Genomic DNA, 13,753 nt, shown 5'->3' on the forward strand with positions numbered 1-13,753 from the left:
CTCGATCGGAGGGAGTTTATACGCTTCCTTAACTTCACGAGTTTGTGAAATGACTGTAACTTACCGGGGCATGAGCGCTGCGATCTCCGTGTCGGGCCTGGTCAAGACCTTCGGGCCGACGCGAGCACTGGACGGGCTGGACCTGACCGTCCGCACCGGGGAGGTGCACGGCTTCCTCGGTCCGAACGGGGCGGGCAAGTCGACCACCATCAGGGTCCTGCTCGGTCTCCTGCGCGCCGACGGCGGCCACGCCCGCCTGCTCGGCGGCGACCCGTGGCGCGACGCCGCCGCCCTGCACCGGCGGCTGGCCTACGTGCCGGGCGACGTCAGCCTGTGGCCCAACCTGACCGGCGGCGAGGTCATCGACCTGCTGGGCCGGCTGCGCGGCGGGCTGGACGACAAGCGGCGCGCGGACCTGCTCGACCGGTTCGAGCTGGACCCGCGCAAGAAGGGCCGCACCTACTCCAAGGGCAACCGGCAGAAGGTGGCGCTGGTCGCGGCGCTCGCCTCGGACGTGGAACTGCTCGTCCTGGACGAGCCGACCTCCGGCCTCGACCCGCTGATGGAGGCGGTGTTCCAGGAGGCGGTCAACGAGGAGCGCGGGCGTCGCACCGTGCTGCTGTCCAGCCACATCCTGGCCGAGGTCGAGGCGTTGTGCGACCGGGTGAGCATCATCCGCAACGGGCGCACCGTGGAGACCGGGACGCTGGCCGAGCTGCGGCACCTGACCCGGACCAGCGTGTCCGCCGAACTCGCCACCGCACCCGAGGGGCTGGCCGCGCTGTCCGGCGTGCACGACCTGAAGGTCGAGGGCAACCGCGTGCGGTTCGAAGTGGACACCGACCACTTGGACGAGGCCCTGCGCGCGCTGGTGACCTCCGGCGTGCGCACGCTGACCAGCCAGCCGCCCACCTTGGAAGAGCTGTTCCTGCGCCACTACGAGGTGCCCGAGGCGGCGGTGCGGTCATGACCGCGTCGATGGGGACGGGGCTGGTGGGAACCGGTCACCTGGTCCGGCTCGCGCTGCGGCGCGACCGCCTGCTGCTGCCGGTCTGGGTGGTGGGCCTGGTCGGCACCACGCTGGCCACCGCGTCCGGCATGACCGAGCTCTACGGCACGCAGGCGCTGCGGCAGCAGATGGGGGCCACCGCCGGCGCCAACCCGGCGTTCCTGGCGATGCTCGGCCCGATCTACGACTACTCCACCATCGGCGGCATCCTGGCCTGGCGGTGGGGCGTGTTCGGCGCGCTGCTCACCGGCCTGATGGCGATGTTCCTGGTCACCCGGCACACCCGGGCCGAGGAGGAGACCGGGCGGCTGGAGCTGATCGGCTCGACGGTGACCGGGCGGCACGCGCCACTGGCCGCCGGTGTCGCGGTGTCGGCGTTGGCCAGCCTGCTGATCGGGCTGCTGGTGGGCGCGGGCCTGACGGGTCTGGGGGAGGCCGCGTCCGGGTCGTTCGCGCTCGGCCTCGCCTTCACCGCCGCCGGGCTGGTGTTCGCCGGGGTCGGCGCGGTCACCGCGCAGCTCACCGAGAGCGCCCGGACGGCCAACGCGCTCTCCGGCGCGGTGCTCGGCGTGGCCTACCTGCTGCGCGCCGTCGGCGACGCGGCGGGCGACGCGGGCCCGACGTGGCTGACCTGGCTGTCGCCGATCGGCTGGCTGGAGCAGGTCCGTGCGTTCGCGGGCGACCGGTGGTGGGTGTTCCTGCTGTCCCTCGCGCTGGCGGCGGTGCTGGTCGGCGCGGCGTCGGCGCTGGTGACCAGGCGCGACCACGGCGGCGGGCTGCTGCCGACCCGGCTCGGCCCGGCGCGCGCCCCGGCGTCGCTGGGCAGCGCGTTCGGCCTGGCCTGGCGGTTGCAGCGGGGGATGCTGCTGGGCTGGACGCTGAGCCTGTTCGTGCTCGGCGGGGTGTACGGGGCGGTCGCGCGCGGCGTCGAGCAGATGCTGGAGGCCAACCCGGCGCTGGAGCAGGTCATCTCGCAGCTGGGTGGGACCGGCGCGATCGTCGACGTCTACCTGGCGTCGGTCCTGGGCATCATCGGCCTGTTCAGCGCGATCTACGTGGTGCAGGCGACGCTGCGGCTGCGCTCCGAGGAGTCCGACTTCCGGGCCGAGCCGGTGCTGGCCACGTCGGTGCGCCGGGGGTCGTGGGTGGCGAGCCACCTGGTGTTCGCCACGGTCGGCGCGGCCGTCGTGCTGGCCGCCGCCGGGCTGGGCGCGGGCCTGGTGCACGGCGCGCGGGTCGGCGACCTGGGCGGGCAGGTCGGCCGGCTGGTCGGCGCGGCGCTCGCGCACGTGCCGGCGGTGTGGGTGGTGGCCGGCATCACCCTGGCGCTGTTCGGGCTGGTCCCCAAGCTGACGGCGGTGAGCTGGGCGTTCCTGGTGGTGTTCCTGGTGCTGGGGCAGCTCGGCCCGTTGCTGGGGCTCGACCGGTGGGCGATGGACCTCTCGCCGTTCACGCACATCCCCAAAGTGCCCGGCGCGGACCTGTCGGCCGGCCCGCTGGTGTGGCTGACGGTGACCGCCGTGGCGCTGGTGGCCGCCGGGTTCGCGGGGTTCCGGCGGCGGGACATCGGCTAGAGGTCTGAAAGGTCTCTTTCGAAATAAGTCTTTCAGGTCTACCGTCGGGGCATGGACCTACCCCAGCCCCGACGGGTCACCGACGTCGACGCGCTCAAGGCGCTGGCCCACCCGCTGCGGGTGGCGCTGCTCAACCACCTGGTCGCGGTCGGCCCGCGGACCGCCAGCGAGTGCGCCGCCGAGGTCGGCTCGTCGGCGTCGAACTGCAGCTGGCACCTCCGGCAGCTGGCCAAGGCCGGGTTCGTGGACCGGGTCGAGGCGGGCGACGCGCGGGAGCGGCCGTGGCGGGCGCTCGACGTCGGGTACTCGGTCGGTGCGTTCTCCGAGGACCCGGCCGTGCGCAGCCAGCAGGACGCCCTGGTCGCGTTGCAGCTCAACGAGGACAACCGGCTCGCCCAGCGCTTCCTGGACCGGCAGCACGAGCTGTCCCGCGAGTGGCTCGACGCCGCCGGGATGCACGGCTACACGGTGACCGTGACGCCCGAGGAGCTGACCGGGCTGCTCGGCATGATCGACGACATCCTGCGGCCCTACCTCGTGCCGCTGCGCGCGGACGCACCCGAGGGCGCGCGGCCCGCCCACGTCGGACTGCGGGCGTTCCCGCGATGACCGGTCCGTTGCGGGTGCCGGCCTTCCGCCGGATGTGGCTCGCCGGGTTCGTCTCCGAGATCGGCGACTGGGTCCTGGTGGTCGCCCTGCCGGTCTACGTCTACCAGCTCACCGGCTCGGTCGGCTCGACCGCGACCACGTTCGTGGTGGCGCTGCTGCCGGGCCTCGCGCTCTCGCCGCTGGCGGGCGTGCTCGCCGACCGGTGGGACAAGCGCCGGCTGATGCTGTGGGTCAGCCTCGCCCAGGCCGCCGCCCTGCTGCCGCTGCTGACCGGGAACCTGGTGCTGGTCAACGTCGTGATGGCGGTGCGGGCGGCGCTGGCCGTGCTGTTCGAGCCCGCGAAGAACGCCCTGCTGCCCGAACTCGTCGGGCGCGACCAGGTCGCCGCCGCCAACGGGCTGGTCGGGCTCAACGCCAACCTCGCCCGGCTGCTCGGCGCGTCGCTGGGCGGGCTGGTGCTCGGCTGGTCCGGGCTGACCGGCGTGCTGGTGCTGGACGTGGCGTCGTTCCTGGTCGCGGCGGCGCTGCTGGTCCGGCCGTTCGGCGTGACCCCGGGCCCGAGCGGCGGTGCGCCGATGTGGCGGGCCTGGCTGGACGGGCTGCGCGAGATCAAGGGTCCGTTGCGCGGCATGGTGGCCGTGGTGGGGCTGATGGCGGCCGGTCAGGGCATGTTCGTGGTGCTGTTCGTGGTGTTCGTGACCGAACGGCTCGGCGGCGGCGAGGCGGAAGTGGGGCTGCTGCGCGGCATCCAGGCGATCGGCGGACTCGTCGGCGGCGCGGTGGTCGGCCTGGTCGCGCGCCGAGTCGCCGCGTGGCCGTTGTTGGCGTGGTCGCTGATCGCGTTCTCGGCGCTCGCGTTCGTCGGGTGGAACGGCTCGTACGTCACCACCGCCTTCACCTTCTACCTCGCGGTGTTCGCGGCGTGCGGCGCGCCGGGCGTGATGTCCGGCGTGGGCATGATGTCCGTGCTGCAACTGCACACCTCCGACGCGGTGCGCGGGCGGGTGCTGGCGACCTTCGGCAGCCTCTACGACGGGTTCCAGGCACTGGGCATGGTGCTGGCGGGCGCGCTGGCCGTGCCGCTCGGGCTGATGGCGCTGCTTGACGTACAAGCCGGGCTCTACCTGGTCGCGGGCCTTTCGGCGGTCGTGATCGCACGCCGGACCTCCCTAGAGTTGGCGGGACGCAGCTCTTGAGGGGGAGATCATGCGAATCGGTGTGGTGCTGTGCGTCTGGGCGTTGTCGGTGGGGGCGCTCGCCCCGCCCGCGAGCGGGCAGACCGTCGCCAGGGCGTCCTACCTGAACGTCGTCGCCCACCAGGACGACGACGTCCTGTTCCTCAACCCCGACCTGCGGAACTCGATCGCGGCCCGGCGGGCCAACACGACCGTGTTCCTCACCGCGGGCGAGGCCTTCCAGCCGGACGGCCCCGGCCGCGCGGGCGACCCGCCGCTCGCGACCTGCCGCGACGACCGGACGGTGGACCGCGAGGACTACGCCCGGTGCCGCCAACTCGGGGCACGGGCCGCCAACGCGCGGATGGCGGGCGTCCCGAACACGTGGACCCAGGCCGCACTCCGGCTGGACACCCCGGAGGGGCCGTACTGGGCCGAGGAGCACACGCTCACCGCGCGGCCGGACGTCCGCCTGGTGTTCCTGGACCTCCCGGAGTGGGCGGACAGCACCGACGACGCCTCCCGGCCGTGCGCCGGGACGCCGAAGCTGCCCGGCGCGAGCCTCAACCGGCTGTGGGCCGACGAGCGCGGCACCTGCTCGATGGTGCCCAGCGGCACCGTGCTGTGGGCCGACGACGTGCGCAACCCGGTGCACGGCAAGGCCCACCTGGTGCACCTGTTGCAGGCGCTCTACCAGCGCTACCGGCCCACGGTCGTGCGCACCCAGGACCCCGACCCCGACCAGCGCTACCTGGACCCGACCTGGCTGCACGACCACAACGACCACGTGACGGGCGCGCGGTTCGCCGTCGAAGCGGCGCGCGGCTACGGCCGGGCGCTGCGGATCGTCCCGTACCGCAACTACAACATCGCCGAATCTCCGGTGAACCTCGACAGCGGCAAGCGCGCCGAGAAAACCGGTGACTTCGCCGCCTACGACCTGTGGGACGCCTTCAGCGAGCCGACCGGCCCGTACGCGACCTGGCCCGAGCGGATGATCCACCGCGACACCACCGGCACCAGGTGGGTCAGCCGCAACCAGGACGGCCGGCTCCAGGCGTTCGCGGTGCAGGGCGGCGCGCTGGCCACCTGGTGGCAGACGCCGGGCGGCTGGTCGTCCACCTCACTGGCCACCCCGGGCCCGCTGTCGGCCGGCCTGGCCGTCACCGAGACCGGCGACGGCCGCATCCAGGTGGTCGGCCGCCGGGTGGACACGCACGAGGTCGTCACCACGGCCCAGCGGTCGCCCAACGCCGGCTTCGGCGGCTGGGTGTCGCTGGGCAGCCCCAACCCCGGCTCCACCCAGGTCGGCACGCCGGTCGCGGCGCGCGGGCCGGACGGGCTGGTCCGGGTGTTCGTGAAGAACGCCGGCGGCGGGCTGAGCCACCAGGCCCAGCAGGCCGACGGGACGTTCCCGGCGGTGTGGCAGGACGCGCGCGGCACCGACCTGCACGACGGGCTCGCGGTGGGCGTCGGCCCGTCCGGCGGGCTGGAGGTGTTCGGGTTCGCGGTGTCCGGCGGAACCGGCGGGCTCCGCCACTGGTCGGGCACCCCGTTGACGCTGCGCCCCGCCCCGGCGGGCCCGCAGCCGTCCGGTCCGCCCTCGGTGGCGCGCAGCCGCGACGGCCGGCTGGACGTGTTCTTCCGGCTGGCCGGCGACCGGGGCGGCGCGGTCGGCCGCACGTGGCAGCTCGCCGACGGCTCGTGGACGGCGGTCCGCGACGACCTCGGCGGCCAGGGCGGCGTCGGCGCGCCCGCCGTGACCGACGCGCCGGCCGTGGCCGACGCCCGCGTCCTGGTGTTCACCACCAACCGCGGCGGCGGCGTGAGCACCACCCGCCAGGCCGCCGACGGCGGCTACGCCACCCCGTGGTCGGACCTCGGCGGTTTCATCGTCGGCCAGCCCGCGTCGGCCGTCGACCCGGCCGGCCGGGTCGTGGTGTTCGCGCTGGACGACAACGGCGGGCTCACCGTCCGCCGGCAACGCGCCGCCGGCGGCGCGGCCGGCTTCGAGGACCGGGTGGCGCTGCCCGCGCCGTGACGGCACCGTCCGGCGCTGCCCGCGCCGTGACGGCACCGTCCGGCGCGTCGGTCGACGTGCCGGCCGGCCGGGTCAGGACCGGTCGCGACCGCGCCACAGCAGCAACGCCGGCGGGATCAGCAGCACCAGGGCGGCCGGCGCGAGGAACGAGGCGGCCGGCGACAGGTGGTAGAGCGGCACGAACGCCATCGGCGACGCCGACCCGCCCAGGAACCGGAACGACTGGAGCACCGAGATCGCCCCGCCCCGGTTGCCGCCGCGCCCCAGCACCAGCGCGCTCAGCCCGACGATCACCGCCTGCGAGAACGCGCCCGCCACCGCCCACAGCACGCCCACCGCCACCAGGCTCGGCAGGACCCCGATCAGCACCAGCAGCACCGACCCCACCGTGGTGCCCAGCAGCACGCAGCGCCGCGGCCCGACGTGGTCGATCATCCAGCCGGTCAGCCGGGCGCAGACGATGCCGACCACCCCGAACCCGGTCAGCACCAGGCCGCGCTCACCCGCGCCCAACCCGAAGTCGTCGCCCAACCGCAGGGCGACCAGGAACGACACCCCGCCCAGGCAGCCCCACCCGACGAACCCGGCCGCCGCCAACCGCAGCACCTCCGGCCGCCACGCGGTGCGCAGCCTCGGCGGCTGCTCGGTGCGCGGCGGGTCGGCGGGCACCCCGGCCGCGGCCAGCAGCACCGCCACCAGCGCGGCCCCGACGAACGCCCACCGCCACGACGCCTCCGCCGCCAACCCGCCCACCAGCGGCGCGGACGTCTGCCCGGCGGCCTGCATCGACGCGAACACCCCCAGCGCGCGCCCCAGCCGTTCCTTCGGCGTCACCGCCGCTATCGCCGCCAGCAGCAGGGGAGTGGTGAAGGCGTTCGCCACGCCCTGCAACGCCCGCCCGCCCAGCAGCACCGGGAACGACCACGACACCGCGCACAGCACCGACGCCACCGCGTACACCAGGTAGGCGATCCGGACCGTCCGCCGCGCGCCCCAGCGCTCGCCCACCGTCCCGGAGAACAGCATGAACCCGGCGAACGGCAGCAGGTAGCCGGTCAGCGTGGTCGCCGCCGCACCGGCCGAGACCTGGAAGTCCGCGCCGATCTCCGGCAGCACCGACGAGGTCATGGCACCGCCGAACGGCCCGAGGAACCCGCCGGCGTACAGCCCGACCACCGCGAGCCGTCGCGGGCCCGTCCGCACCTGCGCCACCCGCCGAGTCTCCCGCACCGACGCCCGCGCGCGACCGGGGTGTGACCAGCGTCAGAGCCCGGTCGGCCCGCGCCCCGGCCCGCGACCCCGGCGGCGCAGGTAGCGCTCGAACTCCGCCGCGATCGCGTCGCCGCTCGCCTCGGTGATCTGGATCTCCGCGTCGCCGCGCTCCTCCAGCGCCCGGACGTAGTTGCGCACGTCCTCGTCCTCGTCGGCCATCTCGCTGACCGTGCGCTCCCACTCCTCGGCCTGCTCGGGCAGCGCGCCCAGCGGCACCTCGACGTCGAGCACCTCCTCGACCCGGTGCAGCAGCGCCAGGGTGGCCTTGGGCGAGGGCGGCTGGGAGACGTAGTGCGGCACCGCCGCCCAGAACGAGATCGCCGGCACGCCGGCCTGCACGCACAGGTCCTGGAAGACCCCGACGATCCCGGTCGGCCCCTCGTAGCGGGACCGCTCCAGCCCGAACTTCTGCGCCGCCTCCGCGTCGTAGGCGGTGCCGGTCACCGGGACGGGCCGGGTGTGCGGGGTGTCCATCAGCAGCGCGCCGAGCGTGACCACGGTGGTGACGCCCAGGTCCTCGATGTGGCCGAGCAACTCGCCGGCGAACTTCCGCCAGCGCATGTTCGGCTCGATGCCGTGCACCAGCACGACGTCGGTGGCCGAGCCCGGCGGCCGGCACACCGACAGCCGGGTCGTCGGGAATTCAACCCTTCGGGTGATGCCGTCCACCATGCGGACCGTGGGGCGGGTCACCTGGAAGTCGTAGTAGTCGTCCGGATCGATCTCCACCAGCGGCGTCGCGTCCCAGGTGAGTTGGAGGTGCTCGATCGCCGTGCTGGCAGCGTCTCCAGCATCGTTCCACCCCTCGAACGCCGCCACCATGATCGGGTTGGTGAGCGGTTTCGCGGGGTCGAAGGGGATCTTGGCGGCCTGGTCCGGATCGGTCACCGGGTCAGACTACGACCCTCGCCGCGGACCCGACGCCGTAGGCTTGCGCCATGTCGGCTCGTGTCTCCCCGCCCGTCCCGGGCGGGCCGGCCGACCGGCTCGAGACGGCGGCCGGCGCAGCGCGCACGAGCACCCGCCCGGCCACCCCGACCTCCGCCGACGCCGCAGGTCACAGCGGGCGCGCCGAGATCGTGTCCGGGCCCCGGCCCGACCTCGCCGACCCCACCCGCCCGGCGCGGGGGCCCGGCCCGTTCTCTTCGGGACGGGCGCGACCGCGTGCCGCGTTCGGCGCAACCGGGTCGGCGTCCGGCCGCACCCGGCCGTTTCCCCCTCGGCCGCCACCGCCCGGCGAAATACTTCGACGCGTGATCGACGCGGAGCGGCTGATCAGGGGTAAGCGCCGGTCCCCCGACCGACCCGAATCGGATCCGCACCGCGGAGTCGGCGGTGGAGACACCGGTCTGGTCGTTCTTCGCGGGCGTGGCGGGCTTGGGCCTGATCGCGTGGGGTGCGCTGCCCGCCACGCGGCGGTGGTGGCGGCGGCGCGGGCTCGGGGCTCGGCGAGTGGCAGCACGGCGTCGTGTCCGGCCTGGGCGCGAAGCACCTCGGGATCCGGCTCGACGACGGCACCGGGCTGCTGCTGGAATTCCCGGTGCGCGCGGACCGGGCCGCGACCGGGCTGCTGGTCGGCGACCTGTGGTCGGCGCGCTCCGGCCGGGCCGGGGTGGTCTGGGGCGGTGTGGAGAGCGGGGAGGCCCGCGTCGTGAAGGTGGAGGAAGCCCCGTGGTGAGCGTCGAAGCGGTGCTGTGGGACATGGACGGCACGCTGTTGGACTCGGAGAAGCTGTGGGACGTCCCGCTCTACGAGTTCGCCGAGAAGTTGGGCGGCACCCTGTCGCTGGAGACCCGGCAGGCCATGGTCGGCTCGAACGTGCCCACGACGATGGCGCTGCTGTTCGCCGAAGTCGGCCTGACGCCGACGGAGGAGGAGACGGCGGACGGCGCGGCGTGGATCCTGCGGCGCACCGAGGAGGTGTTCCGGGCCGGTCTGCCGTGGCGGCCGGGAGCCCAGGACGCGTTGCGCGCGGTGCGGGCGTCGGGCGTGCCGATGGCGCTGGTGACGTCGACCGAACGGGCGTTGACCGAGGTCGCGCTGGACACCATCGGCCGCGACCTGTTCGACGTGACGGTGTGCGGCGACGAGGTCGAAGGCCGCAACAAGCCCCTCCCGGACCCGTACCTGAAAGCCGCCGCCCTGCTCGGGGTGGACGCCGCGGCGTGCATCGCGGTCGAGGACTCGCCGACCGGCGTGACCTCGGCGGTGGCGGCGGGGTGCACGGTGCTGGTGGTGCCGTGCGACGTGCCGGTACCGCCGGGCGAGCGCCGGATCTTTCGCGACTCCCTGGTCGGCGTAGACCTGCCCACCCTCACCGCCCTGCGCACCTGACCTCCGCAGCCGCGCACCTGACCGCTGCGGCCGCACACCGTCCCGCAACCGCAGCACCGCAGGCCGCAGCCTTGAACGCCACCGTCCCCCGCGGTGTGGACCGCGGAGGACGGTGGCGGGCGCTGCGCGGCACTCGGCGTCGAACGTCGCTCAGACGGCGACGGCCTTCACCTTGGTGGTGCTGTCGCGGCGCACAGCCGGGTCGACCAGCAGGCCGAACACGACACCGAGGCCCAGCCACAGGGTGGCCGTCTCGGCGAGTGACGCCAGGCGGAACTCCCACAGCACGGTGCTCGGCATGTCCGCCGGCACCGCGTCCGGCGGAGCGGGGAAGGCCAGCAGGAGCACCGCGAACGCGACGACCACGGCCAGCGCGACGACGGTGGACCGGACCGGCCCGCTCAGGTGCTCCAGCCGGGACGCCAGGAAACTCGCCCCGAACACCACCAGCAGCCCGGCCGCGATGAGCCCGAGGTAGAGCACCGTCCGGTAGTCCACCGTCTCCGGGTCGCCCACCGCCGGCGGGTTGGCCGGGTACTTGACGGCCGGCAGCAGCGCCGCCGCCCCGAACACCGCCGCCGCGAGCGTCACGCTCCGGCCGAACGGCCGCCGGCCGGTGAACCAGCGGCGCGACCCGGCGTAGGCGGTGGCGAACAGCGCGCCGACCGCCAGCCCGACGATCACCGCGGCGAGCACGCCGCCCACCACCTGGGTGCCCCGGCCGAACATCTCGCCGTGGTCGTGCCCACCGGGCTCGACCGGTTCGGCGGCGGCGCGGGCCTCTTCGACGGCCAGCGCGGCCCGGATCGGCGCCTCGACCACGACCAGGCCGACCAGGCCCGCGAGCAGGCCGGCGATGCCACCGGCACCGACGCCCCGCAGCAGGAGGTTCTTGTAGGTGTCCACGGCCGGCCCTAGTGGCACGGGACGCCGAGCGCGTGCCGCCCGTCGTGGAAGAACTCGTGCAGCGACTCGGCGGCGTGACCGAGCGCGACGCCGTTCTCCTGCAGGACCAGCCAGGTGATCAGCAGCGCGACGAGTGCGACGGCGTAGGCCCACTTGGGGATGGGGATGGACAGGGAGTGCGCGGGGCTCGTCAAGACGGCCTCCTCCATACCTCGTGGAAGGTCAACAACAACTCGCGCCGCAGCCGGTCTCCTGACTCCCGGATCGACACCGTCCCCGCGTCTTCCCAGTCGCACCGCGCGACCAGTGACGTTCTCGGCGGGTTGGCTCCCCGGTCACAGTGGCGAGGACCGCGCCGGATTCCCACCGGCTTCCCGTCCACTGCGGCTGTGGAACCGTAAATGTGCGCCGCGTCCGGGCACAACCGACCAGACGAGTTGTCGTCCACCTCACCTGCACCACACACGATCAAGCGCCGCTTTTGTCCTGATCCCGTCCTTGATCGACCCGATGCCGCAGGTAACCGCACCGGCTGGCCGAGCGGTTCAGTCCCAACGACGGACGCTTTTCATAACGCCGCCAGCTTTTCGTCACGTCCGGTCCCGCGCCTTTCGAGCTGGTCGCCCTCTCGGCACGCGCCGTGGCCGCCGCTGGGGCTCACTGCTGCGGGAGCGGGCAGTCGCCGCAGGTCCCGCCGCCGTCGAGGCGGTAGTAGAGGCAGCAACTGCGCCGCCGGAACGCCACCTCGCCGGGGAACGGGATGAAGTCGCCGGACCCCCGCAGCGGCGGCTCGTCCAGCAGTCGCTCGCCCAGCGCCACGCACTGCTCGGCGGACGCCGTGCCGCTGAGGCTCACCGTCCGCAACGCCCCGGCGATGGACGACGCCGCGTTACCCCACAACAGCCCCCGCGCCACCGGCACCACGTCCCGGATCGCCGCCACCACCGGCTCCAACGACGCGGAGATCGACACCCCGGCGACCGGTTCGCCAATCCGCACCCGCATCCCGTCCGGCCCGTAGTGCCACCACACGTTCGCCGGCCGGATGTCCGGCGCGACCCCGCCCACGGCGTGCGCGGCGACCGTCGGGGACAGCAGCCGAGCGGTGTACCCGAGGAAGAACAAGGACGCGGAAACCCGAGCCTCCCCAGTCCGGTACCGCTCACCGATGGCCCGCAACGCGCCCGACAGCACCGCCCCATCCGCGAGATCGTCCCCAGACCGCCAACCGCCGCCGTCCGCGTCGGAAGCGGGACGTCCCACGTCCAAGGCGAAGAACGGGCTCAAGCCGCGGATCTGTCGCAGCGTCGACAGCACTGGGGTGTAGTAGTCGGACACGTGGCCAGTCTGCCCGCCACCGTCCGGTCAGTGCCCCCGCCGCGCGCCGTCGCTCCGCACCCAGCCGCGCGGCTCGGCTCGGCGGGATGGCAGGAGTCGGCGGAGGTGCCTTTGCAGTGGGAGGTGGTGGGCTTGATTGCCGCGACTCCTGCGGATGGCGCGAGCGGATGTGATCGGGTCGCCTGGGCGCTGACGGCCGGCGATACCGGTCACCGACGTGCGGTGACGCCCGCCGGAGGCGCTGCTGGTGGCGGAGGTGTGGGGTGGGTGTCGGGGTGGTTGGTTACGGGATGTAGAAGGTCAGCAGGTCGGCCCGGACCGGCGGGAACAGGACGTGCATCAGGTCGGCGTTCGGTCCTGGGTAGACGTCGGGGAACCTGGCGGTCAGACCGCCCAGGCCGTGCGGGCCGAACAGCAGGGACTCCAGCAAGTCCGGCGCCACCCCGGCCCCGCCCGCCGCGCCCGGTGCCTGCATCACACCGCCCGCGACGACCGGGCCCACCTCGCCGGCCTTGAACGGCAGCCGGACGTGCGAACGGTAGAACGACACCACGGCCTCGCCGGCCTCGTCGGCGAACGACGAGGCGGCCAGCCGCCGGCCGAGCACCGGACGCAGGTGGTCCAGCAGCGCCACCGGGTCGGCGATCCGCACGTAGTACGAGGCCGCGTCCTCCGGCGTCGGCCCCAGGAGCGGTTCGAGCGCCGCACCCGCGACCGTGCCCGGCCGTTCGTTCGCCACCGTCGCCGCAGTGTGCGCGACCAGCGCGTGCACCGCAGGCGCGTCCATGGCCGCCACCTCGCACAAGTGCACGCCCTCGTCCGGCGGCGTCGAGCGTCCGGTGCCCACCGGCACCCCGTCCCGTTCCACCAGCCACTGGGTGCTGCCGCCACGCGCGACCAGCCAACGCCACAGCCCCGCCGAGTGCGGCATCCGAAGGTCGGCCCGCCGCTGCTCGGCGTCCTGCAACGCCGCCATCGCCGGGATGTCGTCGAACGTCGCCTCGCGCACCGTGTCCGTGCTCGCCGGCGGCGTGCCCACGACGTCCCGCGTCGGCGAGATCGGGACGGCGTAGGTGTAGCCGAACCGCCGGTAGAAGTACGGGATGCCCAGCATCACGTTCACCAGTTGCCCGCGCGCCGCCGACCGCTCGTGCGCCCACCGCATCAGCTCCCGGACCAGGCCGCGCCCCTCGTAGTCCCGGTGGGTGGCGACCAGTTCCACCTGGCCGGCCGGGACCTCCAGACCGTCCAGGACCAGCGTCTCGTCCAGCAACGTGGCCGTCGACACGACCCGGTCACCGTCCACGACGACCGCGCACGTCTCCCACCCGGCGTCCGGGTCCGAGACGACCAGGCGGTGGTCGACGGCGTCCTCCGGCTCGCCCCGTTCGCTCAGCAGCGCGCCGATCTGGTCGAGGTCTCGCGGCTCCGCGGTGCGCAGCACCAAGCCGTCGGGCAAGGTCACCCGAGCAGTGTCGGGTCTTCTCCTCTCGTC

13 protein-coding genes and 1 riboswitch are annotated in these 13,753 nt (G+C 74.1%); of the genes, 7 read left to right on the top strand and 6 right to left on the bottom strand.

Annotated elements, in window-relative coordinates; all coding sequences use genetic code 11:
• Positions 1-70 precede the first annotated feature (70 nt).
• Genes BN6_RS15300 through BN6_RS15320 form a run of 5 tightly spaced genes read left to right on the top strand, consistent with a single transcriptional unit; the run spans position 71 to position 6,408 of the window.
• Complete coding sequence (locus BN6_RS15300; protein ID WP_041312850.1) at positions 71-970, top strand: ABC transporter ATP-binding protein; 900 nt, start codon at positions 71-73, stop codon at positions 968-970.
• Positions 967-2,583 (top strand): ABC transporter permease, encoded by a 1,617-nt coding sequence (locus BN6_RS15305; RefSeq protein ID WP_015100563.1) that lies wholly within the window; start codon positions 967-969, stop codon positions 2,581-2,583. The genes BN6_RS15300 and BN6_RS15305 overlap by 4 nt, the downstream gene beginning before the upstream one ends.
• Before the next feature lie 51 nt (positions 2,584-2,634).
• On the top strand, positions 2,635-3,192 hold the full coding sequence (locus BN6_RS15310) for an ArsR/SmtB family transcription factor (RefSeq protein ID WP_015100564.1): 558 nt from the start codon (positions 2,635-2,637) through the stop codon (positions 3,190-3,192).
• Positions 3,189-4,388: an MFS transporter gene (locus BN6_RS15315; RefSeq protein WP_015100565.1), complete on the top strand. Its 1,200-nt coding sequence runs from the start codon at positions 3,189-3,191 to the stop codon at positions 4,386-4,388. The genes BN6_RS15310 and BN6_RS15315 overlap by 4 nt, the downstream gene beginning before the upstream one ends.
• Positions 4,389-4,398: 10 nt before the next feature.
• A complete protein-coding gene (locus BN6_RS15320) occupies positions 4,399-6,408 on the top strand; it encodes a PIG-L family deacetylase (RefSeq protein WP_015100566.1) in 2,010 nt (669 codons plus the stop codon).
• Positions 6,409-6,480: 72 nt separating this feature from the next.
• Here the strand turns inward: BN6_RS15320 and BN6_RS15325 are convergent, their stop codons facing one another.
• Positions 6,481-7,620 carry an MFS transporter gene (locus BN6_RS15325; protein WP_015100567.1) on the bottom strand — a complete coding sequence of 380 codons (1,140 nt, stop codon included), beginning with the start codon at positions 7,618-7,620 and terminating at the stop codon, positions 6,481-6,483.
• A gap of 51 nt (positions 7,621-7,671) precedes the next feature.
• The gene (locus BN6_RS15330) at positions 7,672-8,568 is read right to left on the bottom strand and encodes a PAC2 family protein (RefSeq protein WP_015100568.1); all 897 of its coding nucleotides are present in this window, start codon (positions 8,566-8,568) and stop codon (positions 7,672-7,674) included.
• A gap of 508 nt (positions 8,569-9,076) precedes the next feature.
• On the opposite strand from BN6_RS15330, the gene BN6_RS15335 reads away from it, so the two are divergent.
• Complete coding sequence (locus BN6_RS15335) at positions 9,077-9,358, top strand: hypothetical protein (RefSeq protein ID WP_041312854.1); 282 nt, start codon at positions 9,077-9,079, stop codon at positions 9,356-9,358.
• A 23-nt stretch (positions 9,359-9,381) separates the two neighbouring features.
• Positions 9,382-10,014 carry an HAD family hydrolase gene (locus BN6_RS15340; protein WP_041316862.1) on the top strand — a complete coding sequence of 211 codons (633 nt, stop codon included), beginning with the start codon at positions 9,382-9,384 and terminating at the stop codon, positions 10,012-10,014.
• A 150-nt stretch (positions 10,015-10,164) separates the two neighbouring features.
• Here the strand turns inward: BN6_RS15340 and BN6_RS15345 are convergent, their stop codons facing one another.
• From BN6_RS15345 to BN6_RS15360, 4 genes are all read right to left on the bottom strand, one after another.
• A complete protein-coding gene (locus BN6_RS15345; RefSeq protein ID WP_015100571.1) occupies positions 10,165-10,920 on the bottom strand; it encodes a CbtA family protein in 756 nt (251 codons plus the stop codon).
• Positions 10,921-10,928: 8 nt separating this feature from the next.
• Positions 10,929-11,114, bottom strand: coding sequence for a CbtB domain-containing protein (locus tag BN6_RS15350; RefSeq protein WP_015100572.1), 186 nt, complete (start codon positions 11,112-11,114; stop codon positions 10,929-10,931).
• 31 nt (positions 11,115-11,145) lie between these two features.
• Positions 11,146-11,321: riboswitch (cobalamin riboswitch) on the bottom strand.
• A gap of 256 nt (positions 11,322-11,577) precedes the next feature.
• Positions 11,578-12,258 carry a (2Fe-2S)-binding protein gene (locus tag BN6_RS15355; protein ID WP_015100573.1) on the bottom strand — a complete coding sequence of 227 codons (681 nt, stop codon included), beginning with the start codon at positions 12,256-12,258 and terminating at the stop codon, positions 11,578-11,580.
• A 283-nt stretch (positions 12,259-12,541) separates the two neighbouring features.
• The gene (locus tag BN6_RS15360) at positions 12,542-13,723 is read right to left on the bottom strand and encodes a GNAT family N-acetyltransferase (protein ID WP_015100574.1); all 1,182 of its coding nucleotides are present in this window, start codon (positions 13,721-13,723) and stop codon (positions 12,542-12,544) included.
• Positions 13,724-13,753 lie beyond the last annotated feature (30 nt).

It is taken from the genome of Saccharothrix espanaensis DSM 44229 (assembly GCF_000328705.1).
In the GTDB taxonomy this organism is placed as follows: domain Bacteria; phylum Actinomycetota; class Actinomycetes; order Mycobacteriales; family Pseudonocardiaceae; genus Actinosynnema; species Actinosynnema espanaense.

Coding starts and splice junctions, on each gene's coding strand:
- BN6_RS15340 (WP_041316862.1), top strand. CDS start 9,382: ATGGACGGCACGCTGTTGGACTCGGAGAAGCTGTGGGACGTCCCGCTC.
- BN6_RS15305 (WP_015100563.1), top strand. CDS start 967: ATGACCGCGTCGATGGGGACGGGGCTGGTGGGAACCGGTCACCTGGTC.
- BN6_RS15320 (WP_015100566.1), top strand. CDS start 4,399: ATGCGAATCGGTGTGGTGCTGTGCGTCTGGGCGTTGTCGGTGGGGGCG.
- BN6_RS15310 (WP_015100564.1), top strand. CDS start 2,635: ATGGACCTACCCCAGCCCCGACGGGTCACCGACGTCGACGCGCTCAAG.
- BN6_RS15300 (WP_041312850.1), top strand. CDS start 71: ATGAGCGCTGCGATCTCCGTGTCGGGCCTGGTCAAGACCTTCGGGCCG.
- BN6_RS15315 (WP_015100565.1), top strand. CDS start 3,189: ATGACCGGTCCGTTGCGGGTGCCGGCCTTCCGCCGGATGTGGCTCGCC.